The organism is Thermanaerosceptrum fracticalcis (assembly GCF_000746025.2).
GTDB classification, from domain to species: Bacteria; Bacillota; Peptococcia; order DRI-13; family DRI-13; genus Thermanaerosceptrum; species Thermanaerosceptrum fracticalcis.
The window spans coordinates 1,130,891-1,146,781 of sequence record NZ_CP045798.1; the positions used below are offsets into that span (position 1 = coordinate 1,130,891).

Annotated in this window: 14 protein-coding genes; 5 read left to right on the forward strand and 9 right to left on the reverse strand. The window is 45.7% G+C overall.

Going from position 1 to position 15,891, the window contains the following annotated elements:
* The 7 genes from BR63_RS06020 to BR63_RS06050 form a co-directional block, all read right to left on the reverse strand.
* Positions 1–1,296, reverse strand: coding sequence for a DUF512 domain-containing protein (locus BR63_RS06020; RefSeq protein WP_034423578.1), 1,296 nt, complete (start codon positions 1,294–1,296; stop codon positions 1–3).
* 25 nt (positions 1,297–1,321) lie between these two features.
* Positions 1,322–1,804 carry a DUF3189 family protein gene (locus BR63_RS06025; protein WP_034423576.1) on the reverse strand — a complete coding sequence of 161 codons (483 nt, stop codon included), beginning with the start codon at positions 1,802–1,804 and terminating at the stop codon, positions 1,322–1,324.
* Positions 1,785–2,279, reverse strand: coding sequence for a DUF3189 family protein (locus BR63_RS06030; protein WP_034423574.1), 495 nt, complete (start codon positions 2,277–2,279; stop codon positions 1,785–1,787). Before BR63_RS06030 ends, BR63_RS06025 begins: the two co-directional genes overlap by 20 nt.
* Before the next feature lie 55 nt (positions 2,280–2,334).
* The gene (gene spoIIP, locus BR63_RS06035; protein ID WP_051965957.1) at positions 2,335–3,564 is read right to left on the reverse strand and encodes a stage II sporulation protein P; all 1,230 of its coding nucleotides are present in this window, start codon (positions 3,562–3,564) and stop codon (positions 2,335–2,337) included.
* The gene (locus BR63_RS06040) at positions 3,545–4,315 is read right to left on the reverse strand and encodes a DUF1614 domain-containing protein (protein WP_034423573.1); all 771 of its coding nucleotides are present in this window, start codon (positions 4,313–4,315) and stop codon (positions 3,545–3,547) included. Before BR63_RS06040 ends, spoIIP begins: the two co-directional genes overlap by 20 nt.
* Before the next feature lie 171 nt (positions 4,316–4,486).
* On the reverse strand, positions 4,487–5,329 hold the full coding sequence (locus BR63_RS06045; protein WP_051965955.1) for a nitrilase-related carbon-nitrogen hydrolase: 843 nt from the start codon (positions 5,327–5,329) through the stop codon (positions 4,487–4,489).
* A gap of 30 nt (positions 5,330–5,359) precedes the next feature.
* Entirely contained in the window at positions 5,360–5,950 is a 591-nt protein-coding gene (locus tag BR63_RS06050; protein WP_243270072.1) for a nitroreductase family protein, read from the reverse strand.
* Between the two features lie 242 nt (positions 5,951–6,192).
* On the opposite strand from BR63_RS06050, the gene BR63_RS06055 reads away from it, so the two are divergent.
* Positions 6,193–7,452 carry an IS110 family RNA-guided transposase gene (locus BR63_RS06055; RefSeq protein WP_187142874.1) on the forward strand — a complete coding sequence of 420 codons (1,260 nt, stop codon included), beginning with the start codon at positions 6,193–6,195 and terminating at the stop codon, positions 7,450–7,452.
* Positions 7,453–7,643: 191 nt separating this feature from the next.
* Here BR63_RS06055 and BR63_RS06060 read toward each other — a convergent pair whose 3' ends face one another.
* Positions 7,644–8,204, reverse strand: a complete 561-nt coding sequence (locus tag BR63_RS06060) for an inorganic diphosphatase (protein WP_207724767.1) — start codon at positions 8,202–8,204, stop codon at positions 7,644–7,646.
* A gap of 135 nt (positions 8,205–8,339) precedes the next feature.
* Here BR63_RS06060 and pepF point away from each other — a divergent pair, with 135 nt between their 5' ends.
* The gene (pepF, locus tag BR63_RS06065) at positions 8,340–10,124 is read left to right on the forward strand and encodes an oligoendopeptidase F (protein ID WP_034422791.1); all 1,785 of its coding nucleotides are present in this window, start codon (positions 8,340–8,342) and stop codon (positions 10,122–10,124) included.
* Between the two features lie 170 nt (positions 10,125–10,294).
* Here pepF and BR63_RS06070 read toward each other — a convergent pair whose 3' ends face one another.
* A complete protein-coding gene (locus tag BR63_RS06070) occupies positions 10,295–11,824 on the reverse strand; it encodes a YifB family Mg chelatase-like AAA ATPase (protein ID WP_034422793.1) in 1,530 nt (509 codons plus the stop codon).
* Between the two features lie 342 nt (positions 11,825–12,166).
* Between BR63_RS06070 and sigK the strand changes: the two genes are divergently transcribed.
* From sigK to BR63_RS06085, 3 genes are all read left to right on the forward strand, one after another.
* Positions 12,167–12,853, forward strand: a complete 687-nt coding sequence (gene sigK / locus BR63_RS06075; RefSeq protein ID WP_034422795.1) for an RNA polymerase sporulation sigma factor SigK — start codon at positions 12,167–12,169, stop codon at positions 12,851–12,853.
* A 198-nt stretch (positions 12,854–13,051) separates the two neighbouring features.
* Positions 13,052–14,344: an NPN-dependent 2-hydroxyacid racemase, LarAH10 family gene (gene larAH10 / locus BR63_RS06080; protein ID WP_034422796.1), complete on the forward strand. Its 1,293-nt coding sequence runs from the start codon at positions 13,052–13,054 to the stop codon at positions 14,342–14,344.
* Between the two features lie 26 nt (positions 14,345–14,370).
* Positions 14,371–15,792 carry a sodium:solute symporter family protein gene (locus tag BR63_RS06085; protein ID WP_034422797.1) on the forward strand — a complete coding sequence of 474 codons (1,422 nt, stop codon included), beginning with the start codon at positions 14,371–14,373 and terminating at the stop codon, positions 15,790–15,792.
* Positions 15,793–15,891: the final 99 nt, after the last annotated feature.

The window sequence follows — 15,891 nt, forward strand, 5'->3', positions numbered from 1 at the left end:
TCATCTCGAGATGATCATTTCTAATAAAGCGCCGGCATGTATAGGAACGAGGGTAATCCTTACACCTAATCTTTCCTCAATATCCACGGGTGTAAGATCGTCGAGAAAACGTCCTTCCTGTGTTTTCAGCATTACGGAAGGAAGAAAGACCTCGGTACCCGGCTCAAGCCCTTTTAGCCCGGATAAGAGACACATTCCTGTCAAAAGTCCCGTTACTGTCACTGTCGGTCCGAAAAATTCATTGGACACAACTTTTAACGACAGGTGCAAGCCCTTAATCTGATTAAGCTTTTCTATAAGTGGGTCCAGTACATAGCGCCCGGAAACACCGGTTACCAGGGTAATTTTTTTTTCAGGCCTTACTTGTTCAGGGAGAGTTAGCTCAGAGAATTCCTGCCAAAAGAGTCTGACCATACCCACACCATTTTCCAGTTGGGGAAAATCTTCGTAGGTATCATATCCTGGCAAGGCTTCTCCCGCCGCCAGGTAAAACTCGTCAGAAAGCCACATAAAGTTGGAATGCCGTTTTTTTTGACATTCTCGCTGTTTTTCATGGACCCAGGCAATAATCTCCCTGGCCTCGCGGGGAGTGAAAAGCCGAAGTTCAGGGAGGTTCTCCCTGTACTTCGTAATCCCTACAGGTACAATGGCCAATGACCTAACGCCCTTAATCTTCAGCAAATCTTCATAAGTCTGTTCTAAATACTGCCCATCATTGATTCCAGGGCATAAAACAACCTGGGTATGGAACTCAATGCCTGCACGGGCTAAATCTTTCATAAGAGCCAGCAGCTGTCCCGCCCGGGGGTTTTTGAGAAGCCTTGTCCGTAGCTCACTGTCGGTGGCATGAACCGATACATACAAAGGAGATAAATGTTCTTTTTTGATCCTCTCTATATCCTCTTTTTTAAGGTTTGTCAGTGTCACAAAACTCCCCTGGAGAAAAGAAAGGCGGAAATCATCATCTTTAACATAAAGACTTTGGCGCATATTGAAAGGCATCTGGTCAACAAAACAAAAAAGACATTTGTTTTGGCACACTTTGATACGATCAAAAACGGCACTGCCGAAAACCACACCCAATGGTTCGTCGTAGTCCTTATCAATCTCAAATATTTGCGGCTCTCCGTCTCGCTCTATTTCCAACTCTACTTCCTCTCCGGCCCATTCAAATTGAAACTCAATAACATCGCGTAATGTTTTACCGTTAACACTGATAATCTTGTCTCCTGCTTTTAAGCCTAACTCCTCAGCCAATGAACCGGGTTCTATTTCAACTATTACTGCTGCCGTCATTTACGATTACACCACCATACTAAATTCACACAATATATCTATTATACAAAGAAAACTTGGCTTGTGCTATTTCATCTAATTTTATTTTAACTAATTTCTTTATTTTTGGCAGCTCTCTCTTTAGGAAATAAGCGGAGCATAAACTCATCATGTACTTTAAGGGCTTAATCATTTGCAAATACCAGCATAGTCTGATAAAGAAATGGTTACAAGGAGAAACATCAATGACTAAAACTTGCTCCTTAGCTTCCAGCAATTTAAATAAATCCAAGGCAGCTATCGATATAATCTTGCCTTCCGATCCAACTCCCAGCGTAAATAGCTCAGTTCCCCGGGTATCTTTTCCCACATAGTATAACTTCCCCACACGAAAGTCAGTATGTGCCGCAAAATGCGGTAGCTTAAGGATATCCCGGCTGTGCATCGTTTCATCATAGAAACCGGCATACCAGGAGGCGGCAAGAACGGAAGCGTGACAACCAAGCTGATCAAGGTAAACAATTTTCACAGCGATCCTCCATATTTTGCTTTAAAAACTTGTTTTTGACCAACCTCACCAGGTGGACAAATTTCATGTACGAAAGCTGTGTGCCCCTAATGACGATAGGACGGCCTAAAAGAGATAAACCCAGGCGGCGTGAAGTGTAACCTCCAATAACCATGAGAAAATTGACATAGGCCATAGTATTAATAAATAGGAAATCTTCCTGATTTCCGCCTGCCAGGTAAATAAATTGACGCATAATACTCTCGTATTGACGGCCCAGGTTTTTTTTGCTGGTGATATAGACTTCATTCCCGTACTCATCAAACCCTATAAACCTTATCCGTCCATGGTCAGGGGCAACCTGGGCATCAAAATAAGGAACATTCAGCAGTTCCTCTTTCTTGGCCACCCGAGTTTCCGGCAAGAGCCCTACGTGAATGGCCGCAGCAGTAATAGAAGAATGAGACCCCCCGTAACAGTTATATATAATCCTCACTTTTTCACCCCAATATTTAAAAAGGGGGGTAACAAAAACTGCTACCCCCTTTTATCTATTTATTTGGGTTTTTTGTATCTTCATCCTTATCTTGTTTTTTCTTTCCCTGAACAGGACCTAAATAGTTGGCGAATTCCTTACCCAGTCCCCCCAGTTTATCCAGGGAGCCTTTAATACTGCCCGTACTGATAAGGAGAAAAGCACCGCCACCAATTACCAGGAAAGCTAAGAGCCATAATAGTGATCTACCTGCGCCGGGACTGGGGGCCCCTTGAAGTCCGGGAGCACCGGGAACTGGTGCGGCAGGTCCGGGTACTGCGGCTATACCTAGTACTTTGGGGATACCATCAGCAAACAGAGCCACACCCCTTTCCGCAGCAGTTCTACTATTGGTATGTGTCCCTACCTCAATAAGTATGGCCCGGGGACCCAGGTCCTGGTTGTAGTTCCCTTTAGCCATGAAAATTCCTTTAATCAGGCCGGGATAATTTTTATCATAATAGGCTTTAATCTGTTTGGCGAATTCCAGGTTGGAAGACATGTGGGGGTTCTGTCTTCCCACTACGAGCCTTACTTTAGTGGCTTCTCTACCATCGATCACTTTGCGATAGAAATTAGGGTCAGGCACACCATCGCGGTGCACATCGATCAAAGCAATGGGATTCGTTTTTAGAAGCTGTACTGCCGTCTTACGGGAACGATGATAGGCATTGGCATCGTGGGGATCGTGATTATTAAAGGAAACTACGGCATTAGCCCCTTTTTCCCTCAGGGCATTGCCCAGGGTGTTGCCAACCTGTTTAATACCGCCTTTACCGGGTTTACTTTCTGTACCGTCCGTAGGCACATAGGACTCGTCGGTATGGGTCATGTAAATGGCCACATGATTTTTCCCCTGGGCTAAATTCACGACAGGAACCTGATCCCACTCGGGCAGCCAGGCAATGTTTTCTTTTCCAACCAGTTTGCAATAGACTGTATCTTTCTCTATACGGACCACCTTATACCGGTTATTGTCTTCAACGATGATTTCATCCCCGATAAAGACATCGCGGGCCATCTGATCTATTTCTTTGCCGTTTTCATCGACAAAAGTATAATACCCTCCGTCTGTGCGCTCTCCTTCCCATTTTCCTAAATTATCCAGGAAATTTAGCTCTAAACCGGCTTCGGCCACCGTGTTGTAGACTTTGGGATTACTTTCATAATAATAAAGAGATCCGCCTACAATGATGAGAAGCAGGCTTAAATATACAATAAAGCGATTAATCTTCTCTCTTTTCATTGGCCTCACCCTCCTTCTCGACACTCGGGGTATCTTGCCGTGCATAAAAGTCCTTTTCCTCCGCTGCTTCCTGTTTAGGTACTGTTTTGAGATGACTGATGAGTACTGGATCTCTTCCTTCCGATTCGGGCCCGCCCTGTAAACGTTCCCGGGTTTCACCAATCACTTCAGCCAGCAGGATGGCTACCAGACCGGCAATCACTATGGAGTCAAAAGCCCCTGCACCGCCGATATTGACAGTTCCCGGTGTACGTGTGGAAATGAGCCAAAACCAGTGAATTAAATCAAGAGACAAGACACCCATGGTAGCGGCCACAAAAGCTGCCCGTCGTGAACGCCCTACCAGATAAGCGATGGTACCGCCAACTAATGGATAGACATACAGAGGGTCTACAACTGCCCGGTCACCGGGATCTCCTTTCATGAGAAAGTGACCGAGATAATAGATTACTGCGCCTGTCACTACTGAGGCCCCTAAGGCTCTTACCCATTCTTTCGTGGTTCCCGCTGTCACTAATAAATAAACAGCAAGTCCAATAGGAACCAAGGCACCCCCAACGTTAATGGAGGCCTGGATGTTCCCGCGGGATAGAGGAATATCAATAAAACTTCCTACGATCAAGGCCGCAATCACAGCTAAGGCGGTTTTGTCCGATAAGCGCATGCGGTCTAACAGCCTTTGGGCAAGCCCAAAATAAATAAGAATTGAGGCAATAACCAACACTAACATGCCTATTGGCAACCTGGCCAAGAGAATCCTCTCCTTTTCCATGTAAACCCTTTTGACCGTAGATTTCCCTGGCAAAAGCAGAAATATACAATCAACATTTCCCAGGAAATGGTAGAGCCTTCCCTTTTGAGGAAGGCTCTACCATTTAGTTGTTGGTTGATAGTTGTTATTCCCGGTTACTGGTCACTAACGTTAGATATCGGATGTCGACCTGGTTAGCAGGTCCCGGTACAGTTCCGGTCTCCGTCCGGCCAGGTAAAAACTATGCCGCATAGAACGGCGTTCTTTCTGCCGAATAGTATTAATTAAGGAACTCTCCAGGGTGACACATAAGAGCCCCTCCCGCTGGGAAAAGTCTTCCGCTATAATATTGCCTTTCGGGTCAAAGACCAGAGCGCCACCGCTGTAACTGTGCCCATTATCTTCACCCACCAGGTTGCAGGCTGCCAGGAAAACAGAATTATCATAGGCCCGGGCTGTTAAATATTTCGTCCAAATCTCTTTCCTATCCCCTACAATACTGGGAGAAGCATGAGGAGCAAAAATAATTTCTGCTCCTTTAAGGGATTGAATGATACTAATTTCGGGGAAATGGGTATCCCAGCATATCTGGACAGCAAATTTCCCTTTAGCGCTATGGAATACAGGGAGGCTTTCGCCAGCAGTATAATAAGGTTCCTCGCTTTGCCCCAGATGGGTTTTACGGTACACATCCCAGGACCCGTCGGGAAAGAAGAGTAATTGCGTGATATAGGGATTACCGGCCTGATTGTTTTCGGCCAGCCCCACGGCAATGATCATTTGATGTGATTCCGCCATCTGCCTGAGACTTGACATCCAGACACCAGGAATCTCCAGGGGACATTGGGGCGGAACACCGCGGCGGTAACCATGGATACACATCTCAGGGAAACAAAGGATATCTACCTTGTGTTCAGCGGCCTGCAAGCTAAAGTTAGTTACTTTACGCAAGTTTTCTTCAATCTGACCAAACCTGGCGGTCATTTGTACGAGACCGATTGTAAGATCCTGCACGACTCTACCTCATCTTGTGATGTAAATCTTTTACAGTTCTAAAACAACATCCTTAAGTTTACGCTTAGGCACATGGTGAACCCGGTTATTATCTCGCCAGTATTTAATATCGGCTTCATTTTCTATTTCATCCACCACCACTTCTTCCTTGGGCTGCCCCAGAGCTAACACCATGAGAATTTCATACTTTTCCGGGATATGGAGGACTTCACGTAATTTTTGGCGTTGTACCATATAAATCATACAGCCACCCAGTCCCTTTTCCGCCGCGCCCAGCATGATACTCTGGGCGGCGATTCCAAAATCTATTTTGGGAACATTCATGTTGATGTCTTTATCCTCTAAGATAATAATATAAGCCGCCGGTCTTTCCCCAGCTTCAGGACCGGCCCAATCTGTCAAATAACCCGCCCAGGCTAAAGTGGGATAAATCAATTCATTTTTCTCTTTCTCCCAGGAAATAATGAATTTCAAGGGCTGTTTGTTCCCCCCGGTGGGCGAAAGCCTGCCCAGGTCTACCAGTTCCAGTAAAGTCTCTTGACTTACGGTTAAATCTTCATAAAAACCTCCATCTCGCGCCGCCGGTGCGGGCGACACAAATAGTAATGAAAACAGGTGCACACCCACCCTGATTACAGTACAATCTGTCTGAGGAGAAGGCACACTACAAAGCACGGTGAGGCGAGTTGCAGACTGCCTCTTGGCTTAAATCAGTATAAAAACCAGTGTAAGGATCGCCTTACAAGCACAAATAAGTGGTGCCATGAGGCCGCACGCTAATCATTGTTTTAACTCAGCGTTAAATGTGCGGCGATCCAGTCACTGTCTTCTCCCTCACAATTTCATTGCAAGGAGGGAGAATTCTGAGAATCGTTTATCCCATCTGTTGTGGCGTCGATGTACACAAGACATTTCTCGTCGCTACGCTCATCACAACGCAGGGTATCGTTCCGAGTTACAAAAAAAAGCGTTTTTCTACCTTTAACAAATCCATTCTGGCGTTTAAGCAGTGGCTGATTGACAACAACTGCTTTGACGTTTGCATGGAGAGCACCGGGAAGTATTATGTTCCCATATACAATTTGCTGGAGGACAGCATCCGGGTTACCGTCGCCAACCCCAAGTGGGTTGCTGCTGTTAAGGGCAACAAGGATGATGTCAAGGATTCCAAGTGGATCGGCGATCTTTTTCGCCTCGGTCTGGTTCCCGGTAGCTTTATCCCGTCCAAGAACATCCGCATTTTGCGGGAGTATACGCGATACCGCTTCAAGCTCGTTTCCTGTAAATCCAGCGAAAAGAACCGCTTTCAGAACGCTTTCACCGTTTGCAATGTCGCCCTTGATGCTGTCGTTTCCGACATGTTTGGCAAATCTGCCTCTTCCATCACGGACTACCTTGTAAACTCGGATTCTTTCGATCCAAAACATTGCGTTTCCTTGCTGCAACGCTCCTTGAAGAAGAAAGCCGACGAGGTCATCGAATCTATTGAGGGTTTTCAAATGTCTGCGGAACAGAAGACACGCATCCGTTTCGTCCGCAAACACTTGGATTTCGTGGAGCAGCTCATTGCCGACCTCGACCAAACCATCGCCCGGTTGGCTGCACCCTTGGAAAGCGCCATTGCCCTACTGTGTACCATTCCCGGAGTTGACCGTAACATAGCCATTACGATCCTCTCCGAAATTGGTACGGATATGTCTCAGTTCTCATCCTCGAAACGCTTATGCTGCTGGGGGGGACTAACGCCCGGCAACAATCAATCCGCAGGCAAAAAGAAGTCCGTTCGCATTACGAGGGCCGGGGTTTATCTCAAGCCCACGCTCGTGCAAGCAGCCCATGCCGCTGTAAAATCGAATTCTTCCGCTTACTACCGTATCAAATATGAGCGGATATCCAAGCGCCGAGGGAAGAAACGAGCCATAATCGCCATTGCCAGAATGATACTTACAGCCACTTATCATATGCTCCAATCAGGTGAAGTCTTCAATCCTTGTGACCTCTACCATGTTGATATGCCGGTGGAGCTTCGCAATAAGCAAAAGGAGAAAGCTTTGAGGCAAGCTGCTAAACTCTTGGTTGCCCATGGTATCGTAAACCCCGAACATATCACGCTGCCTGCTTAATCTTTCTGCGCTCTGCTTCCGTTAGGGCTTGTTTGCTATACCCTTTTTTAAGCTCAGGGGTCTTCGACGCTTGTCGAGAATGTTTTCACGCTATCTCCTGTAGCTCCTGCTTTTAAGAACCAGGTCCTTTAGCATAAAACTATCTTCTCCTTAGTTTGATCTCTGGTAATCCTTCATTATTATTTTTTTTTCTAATCAGAAAAAGTTTCCTTTAAGCCCAAGGAGGAAAATTTTTGCTGGTAGCTCCCAATGGCTTCCGCAATGGTTCGTACTGCTTCTTCCCTTCCCAGGACCTCTTTCACGCTGGTTATTTTATGTTCTAATTGTTTATATACCTCGAAAAAATGGGATATTTCCTGGAACAGATGATGAGGCAGTTCATTGATGTGGCGGTACTCGTTAAAAGAAGGGTCTTTAAAAGGTATGGCAATAATTTTTTCATCTACTTCCTCATTATCAATCATTTTAATCAGGCCAACAGGATAACACTGGACAAGGGTGAGAGGATCCAAAACCTCAGAACATAAAACCAGAACGTCCAGAGGGTCATTATCCTGGGATAAGGTTTTCGGCAAAAAGCCGTAGTTAGCAGGATAATGGGTAGAAGTGTATAAAATCCGGTCCAGGATAATCATACCGGTTTCCTTATCCAGCTCATATTTTTTCTTGCTGCCTTTGGGTATCTCAATGACGGTCAGAAAATTCTCCGGTGTGATTCGGCGAGGGTCTACATCATGCCAAATATTAATCATTATCTCAACCTCCTATAAAAGCTATTATATCTTTTACCTATTTTTTTTAAAAGCCCTTGCCTGTCTTAACATGAGGAAATAATCTGTTATATACTGAAATTAACTATATTTAACATTGTAAAGGAGTTCCAAACTATGAAAAAACGTGAGGATTTACCGGCAGAATATACCTGGGATTTATCTCATCTCTATCCCACCCGCGCTGAATGGGAAAAGGATTTACAGGAAATTAGCGTGCTGCTGCAAAGAATCGTCCAAAGGAAAGGTGAGATAACCAAGAGTTCTACAGCTTTACTGGATACACTTACCCTTCTTGACCAACTTAACCTTAAACTGGAATGGGCCGCAAGCTATGCCCGGATGTCTTTTGACGTGGATATGGGTAACCCCCAAGCCAAAAAAGACTATGAAACAATCTATAACCTCAATACTAATGTGGGTGACCAGTTAGCCTTTATCGAACCGGAATTATTGACTATTTCTCCGGAAACCTTGAAAACATATGAACAGGAGAAACCTGAACTTCACACCTACGTCTTTATGTTTGAAAAACTCTTTAAACAAAAGGAACACATCCTGCGCCCGGAAGAGGAAGAAATACTGGCCCGCATGGAATCCCTCGGCGGTACTTTTGAAAAAATCTTCGACGATATTACCGTAAATGATTTGCAATTCCCTGAAATTGAGGACGAAAAGGGCGAAAAAGTAATAGCCAATGAAGTTAATTATAGAAAAAGCCTGACTTCCTACGACCGGGAAACCAGGAAAAGGTTTTTTAAAGGCCTTTTGAGTACCTATGGTTCTCACATCAATTCTATCAGTTCCACCTTCTACGGCAGTGTAAAGTACCGTGCTTATCTCGCCAAAACGCGAAGATATCGTTCATCCCGCCATATGGCCGTGTCCCGGAACCATATACCTATTGAGGTCTATGATACCTTAATTAATACAGTCCGCAGTAATGTAGGGCTTCTCCAGGATTATATCAGGTTACGAAAAAAAACCTTAGGCTATGAGGACATCCACTTTTACGACATGTTTGTACCATTGGTTGAGGATATCAATAAAATCTACTCTTTGGAGGAAGCTCGGGAAACCGTACTGGAAGCTTTAAGTGTCCTGGGGGAGACATATATCACCGACTTAAAGCAAGCCTTTAATAAGCGCTGGCTGGATTATTATCCTAACAAAGGTAAAACTCCGGGGGCTTACGCCAATGGCGTGTATGGAGTTCATCCTTATTCCCTGCTTAACTTTACAGGAACTTTGGAAGACATTTTTACCATGGCCCATGAGTTAGGTCATGTGATGCACAGTTACTACAGCAATAAAAACCAGCCTTATATTAATTCTGACTACACCATTTTTACCGCCGAAGTAGCTTCCACTGTTAATGAATACTTCCTTTTCAGGTACCTGCTGAATAAGGCTGCTTCCGCCAAGGAAAAGGCTCATCTCCTCAGCATGCATCTGGACAGTATTCGTTCTACCCTCTTCCGCCAGGCCTTTTTTGCGGACTTTGAAATGCGCGTGCACCAGATGGCTGAAGAAGACCAGCCCCTTACGCCCGATGTCCTTTGCTCCCTGTACCGGCAGCTTTACGAGTACTACCACGGTCCCGGTTTTACCATTGATGAAGAACTGACTTACGAGTGGGCCCGTATTCCCCATTTTTATAACGCTTTTTATGTCTATCAATATGCCACGGGAATCTCCGCCGCCATCAGCCTGGCTCGCAATATCTTGGTGCAAAAACCCCAGGCTTTGGGGGCTTATCTTGATTTTCTTAAAGCAGGAGGTTCCGATTATCCCATTAACATCCTGAAAAAGGCCGGTGTAGATATGTCTACTTCTGCGCCTATCCTGGCTGCCTTCCAGGACTTCTCGGACACCCTTCAGGAACTGACCCAATTATTATGATTTTGTTGTAAGAGAAAACAGCGTCCGGTTATCCGGGCGCTGTTTTTATGCTTAAGACAACTTGGCTTACGCCAAGCTTTTAGCACCGCTGGAGTTGCACTTACGCCAAATTATACTTTTCTTTAGTATAAAATAAGTAAAGGTTGTAGCCTTAAGACTACACCCTTTTTTTACACGGGCTTCCGGTCAAAACTGCGGTACTGGATGGCTTCGGCCAGGTGGGCAGTGGTAATCTCCTCAGAACCGCCCAGGTCGGCAATGGTACGGGCAATTTTTAGTATCCTGTCATGGGCACGGGCGCTTAGGCCCAGGGAGTTAAAAGCCATTTTTAAAAGGTCTTTGGCTTCACCCTGTAAAGTACAGTATTTTCTTACTTCTTTCCCGCCCATCTGGGCATTACACTTGATACTGCTCCCGGCAAAACGGGCCAGCTGCTTCTCCCGGGCCTGAATGACCCTGGCCCTCACCACCTGGGAGGATTCCTCCTCTTTCTTGTTATCCAGGTCCTGAAAAGTCACGCGGGGCACATCCACATGAATATCGATCCGGTCCAGGAGAGGGCCCGATATTTTGTTACGGTATTTATTAATCTGATGAGGAGTGCATGTACACTCCTTGAGGGGGTCACCATAGAAACCACAGTAACAGGGGTTAGCCGCAGCCGCCAGTTGAAACCTGGCCGGATAAGTCAAAGCGGCAGAAACCCGCGAGATGGTGACTACCTTGTCTTCGATGGGCTGGCGCAGGGCCTCCAGCACATCTCTCCGGTATTCGGGCAACTCATCCATGAATAAGACTCCGTGGGTGGCTAAGCTGACTTCTCCCGGTCTGGGTATTTGCCCGCCGCCGATGAGGCTGGCGGGGGAAGAGGTATGGTGGGGAGCCCGGAAAGGCCTTCGCGTCACCAGAGGTGTATCCTTGGATAACAGCCCTGCAATACTGTAAATCTTACTGACATCCAGGGCTTCTTCCGCTGTTAAGGGCGGCAAAATTGAGGGCAGGCACCTGGCCAGCATACTCTTACCGGAGCCAGGAGTCCCTACTAATAAAATGTTATGCCCTCCTGCCGCCGCCACTTCCAGGGCCCGTTTGACCATGGCTTGTCCTTTGACTTCAGCCAGATCCGCCTCTCCAGGCTGTTCCTGGTTCAAGAATTCTGTTAAACTAATCTTTTCCACGGGGGTAAAGAGTTCCGGCTTCTCCAGGAATTCTTTCACCTGAGACAGGTTACAAAAGCCATAGGCATTCACGGGAGTAAGAGCCGCTTCACCGCTGTTATCTACAGCTACAACAAGAGCTTTGCTGTTTTTCTCTGCTAAAAATAAGGCCATAGGTAAAATTCCCGGCACCGGACGGATACTTCCGTCCAGGGATAGTTCTCCCACCAGAACATGGTTCTCTAAAAAGTCACTCTTTACCTGTTCGGTAGCCGCCAGGATACCCACAGCGATGGCAAGATCAAAACCAGGTCCTTCTTTCCTAATATCGGCTGGAGCTAAATTTACAATGATTTTTCTAGGTGGAACCTCAAAGCCTGCGTTTTTGAGAGCTGTCCGTACCCGCTCCTTACTCTCCTTCACTGTTGTATCAGGTAACCCAACTATCTCCAGATTAGGCAATCCTCCCGAAACGTCCACTTCTACTTCAATGATATAAGGGTCCAATCCTACCGTAGTACAGCTAAAGACTTTTGCTAACAAAATTACCACTCCGCTGACAATATTTTCTATAAAATTATATATTCTGGCGTGTTTGGGGATTTTCCTTCATTTATATCAGAAAAAGGGAAATTTTAATTGTTAACTATTCCATAATGCCTTTAAGATATGTTTTTTTCCGGGAAAGTATTACTTCAACCCCTAATCGTTTTTGCTAATTACTACCACTTAAAATCCCCTGCCACAGACTCCTAATTCCTTTGACCTTTGAATATCATGGTGTAAGGAATCAAATATCCGCTGTGACATCTGATTATCGGAATGCACACTTTTAAGTTCCCTGCATATGATGCAAAATGACGTTCTTTAGGAGGTGGAGATTTAATGGGTATAGGAACAGCAGTGATCGCTTTGGCCACACTGCTGAAAAGTTTACTCCTGTTAATTTACTACCTGAACAACAATGCTTTTCCCCAACCCCTCTCGGAAGAGGAGGAAGCCCTCTATCTGGAGAAATTCAAAAAAGGGGATATGAACGCCCGCAACGTCTTGATTGAACGAAACCTGAGGCTGGTTGCTCATATCGCCAGGTCCTTTGAAAACACGGGGGAGGACCGGGAAGATATTATCTCTATCGGTACCATTGGCCTGATTAAAGCTGTTAACACTTTTGATGAAACTAAAGGCACCAAGCTGGCCACCTATGCCACTAAATGCATCAAAAACGAAATCCTTATGCATTTGCGCAAGCGAAACAAGGCTGAGATTTTCCTTTACGACCCCATCAGCACGGATAAAGAAGGTAATGAAGTAGCTCTTATTGATATCCTGGGTACTAATCCCGATACTGTTCATGAAACAGTACAAAATAATGTAGAAATGGAGAAAATCATTTCTCAGATAAAATATTTAAGCAGTATCGAAAAAAAAGTGGTAGAAATGCGTTATGGTCTCTTAGACGGCATTCGTAAACCCCAGCGGGAAATCGCTAAAATTCTTAAATTCTCCCGCTCTTACGTTTCCCGCATCGAAAAAAGGGCCTTAGAAAAATTGATAAAAGAGTTGTCTTAATTTCAAGTTATTGACATATAACTAAAGTATAAAATATAATCAAAGAAAGTTGTTTTTGTAGTATGGTGTTTAGGTATTCTTGGCTAATATTGAAAACACTGCAGGATGGAAGAATGGCAGGAGGTGTTGCTATGACATATTACAGCACCCCTTCTTGGGGTGTTTTTTTTTATTTTTTTACTTTAGGAGGCTTAAGCTATGGCTGAGAAACATTTTAAATTGAAATACGGTTCTATCTACCTTCCCCTGGAACTGAAAGAGGAAAACATCCTGCACATCCTGGAGGGTCAAGATCTGGAACCCATTACAGACCTGGAAGCCGCAGTAAATGAAATCCTGGATAATCCCTTGGGAACTGAACCCTTTAATCACATTTTTGCCTCGGGTCAAAAAGTAGTTATTGTGGTAAGTGATGTCACACGCCTTTGGGTCAAAACCAGCCTCTTTCTTCCTTTTATCATAAAGCGCTTAAACCAGCTGGGTATTACTGATGATGCTATTACTATCCTGGTAGCTACAGGCACCCATCGTGAAGAATCGGAAAGTGAACTGCGGGCCATCGTTGGAACTGATATTTTCCAGCGCATTAAAGTAATAGACCATATTTGTGACCAAAGGGAAAACCTGGTCTATGTGGGTACTACCTCCCGGGGCACGGAAGTAGAAGTAAACCGTTTTTTGTTAGAAGCCGACCGGGTCATTCTCACCGGGGGTATTGTCCACCACTTGATGGCCGGTTTTGGCGGCGGGCGCAAGAGCATTGTACCGGGGGTAGCCAGTAAAAAGACTATTGCCCAAAACCATCTCCATGCCTTAGATCCCCAGGCGAAAAAATCCAATCCCCTTATCGGCGTAGGAGCCCTGAGATACAATCCTCTTCACGAGGATATGGTGGAAGCCACTGCTCTGGTGAATCCCGATTTTCTCGTCAATAGTATCATTGATACAAAAGGTCAGATTGTTAAGCTGGTGGGAGGTCACTGGCTAAAAGCCTGGGAAGAGGGCTGCCGGTGGTGTGATGATAATTTCGGTATTACTATCAATGAGCAAGCCGACCTGGTGATTGCCAGCTGCGGCGGTTACCCCAAGGATATGAACCTTTACCAGTCCACCAAGTCCCTGTTTAATGCGGCTAAAGCCGTAAAACCCGATGGTGTGATGATTTTAATTACGGAATGTCGTGAGGGAGCGGGCGCTGATGAATTTTTCGGCTGGAGCAAATTCCTGCTGGACGACACCATCGACCAGGAACTGCGCCATAATTTCACCATCCCCGGCTATGTCTTTTTTGCCGCCGTAGAAACAGCCCAAAAATGTAAAGTTATCCTGGTTTCCCAGATTTCACCGGAAGATGTAAAACCCATGGGCTTTCACGCCGTTCCTGACCTTCAGGAAGCCTTAAGTATAGCTTATGGCATCCTGGGCCCCAATCCTGTTACTATTCTTATGCCCTATGCGGGAAGTACGGTTCCTCTCTTTCCTCCTGTTTAAAAATTAATATAAAGAGGTGCATGACTATGAATATCCAACTCCTGATCGTTGTCTTATATATTGCCGTTTTATTTGGTATCAGCTGGTATGCCAAACGTTTAGCCTCCCAGGGCTCCACTCATTTTCTCCTGGCCGGTCGGGCTCTCTCCCCTGCTTTAGTGGCCGTCAGTATCGCTGGTTTGGCTATAGGGGGAGCCTCCACTATCGGTGTTTCCGAAAATGCCTACAACATGGGTCTCTCGGCCGGCTGGTATGACGTGGCCTGGGCAGCCGGAGCTTTTATCATGGGTTTACTGGCCGCAGGTAAATACCGGGAACTGCAGGTTACTACGATTCCAGAACTTTTTGAGCGCTTCTATGATAAAAAAGGACGAATTATCAGTGTCATTGGCCAGATCATTATTATGCTGGTGATCACCTCTCTTCAATATGTGGCTGGCGGAGCCATCTTAGCCTCCCTCCTCCCTCAATATTTCAACATGCAAACGGGTATGATAACCAGCGCCCTGGTCTTTATCGGCATGACCCTTATTGGCGGTATGTGGTCCGCCGGATTATCAAATCTTCTTAATGTTTCCTTAATCTACATAGGTACCATTATCGGTACCTTCATGTGCGTTAAATCCCAGGGTGGTTTACAGCAGATTGCCCTGGCCATACCGGACAGTGCCAAGTACTTCAGCCCCATCAAAGGTGCCGGTATGGGCACCATTATGGCCTGGATGGCGGTAATGATTACCCAAACCCTGTCTGCTCAGGGTCCCGTGCAGATTGCCTGCGGCGCCAAAGACGCCAGAGCTGCCCGTAATGGGTTCCTCCTGGGAGGTCTCTTAATCTTACCCATTGGTTTCCTCTCCGCCCTCATGGGTATTGCCGCCAGAGCCGCCTTCCCAGGTATTCAAGCTACCCTGGCTTTACCCAAAATCATCATGTCTTTAGACCCTGTGGTTGCCGGAATAACCCTGGCTGCCCTCTGGGCCGCTGATGTATCCACCGCAGGCACCCTGCTCTTAGGTTCTGCCACCCTCTTCTCCCAGGATATCTGGAAACGGTTTATTCAGAAAAATATGGACGATAAACAGTATCTTCTGGTCAATCGTCTTGCCGTGGCCCTGCTCGGTATCCTTACCTACTGGATGGCTGCATCCGTGGTGGGAATTGTGAAAACCCTGGTCATTGGGTTGAGCCTCACTACCGCTTTCACCGTTATCTTTCTCTTCACCGTTTTTGCCCCGGGTCTCTGCCGTAAAAATTCCGCCTTCTATACCACGCTGGTCGGGATTATCGTTTTAGTTCTCTGGCAGTTTGTCCCTGCTATACGCATACTGCCCCATGTCATCTATCTGGAATGGATTGTCTGCCTCATCACCTTCCTGGTGATTACCCTCTTTGACAGTAAACCTGCAAGGATTAGTATAGTAAATAACTTAAAGAACGTTAACCGTTAAAACGTTAACAGTTAACCGCTATATACCTGTGATTTAATAAATCAACAATATTACTAAGTAACGTAAACCATATATGTTTAAACATAACGAAAAGCCCGT

Bases quoted from the DNA above. Each gene is read 5' to 3' on its own strand.
- BR63_RS06020 (WP_034423578.1), bottom strand. From the start codon at position 1,296: ATGACGGCAGCAGTAATAGTTGAAATAGAACCCGGTTCATTGGCTGAG.
- spoIIP (WP_051965957.1), bottom strand. From the start codon at position 3,564: ATGAAAAGAGAGAAGATTAATCGCTTTATTGTATATTTAAGCCTGCTT.
- BR63_RS06060 (WP_207724767.1), bottom strand. From the start codon at position 8,204: ATGATTAATATTTGGCATGATGTAGACCCTCGCCGAATCACACCGGAG.
- pepF (WP_034422791.1), top strand. From the start codon at position 8,340: ATGAAAAAACGTGAGGATTTACCGGCAGAATATACCTGGGATTTATCT.
- sigK (WP_034422795.1), top strand. From the start codon at position 12,167: ATGGGTATAGGAACAGCAGTGATCGCTTTGGCCACACTGCTGAAAAGT.
- larAH10 (WP_034422796.1), top strand. From the start codon at position 13,052: ATGGCTGAGAAACATTTTAAATTGAAATACGGTTCTATCTACCTTCCC.
- BR63_RS06085 (WP_034422797.1), top strand. From the start codon at position 14,371: ATGAATATCCAACTCCTGATCGTTGTCTTATATATTGCCGTTTTATTT.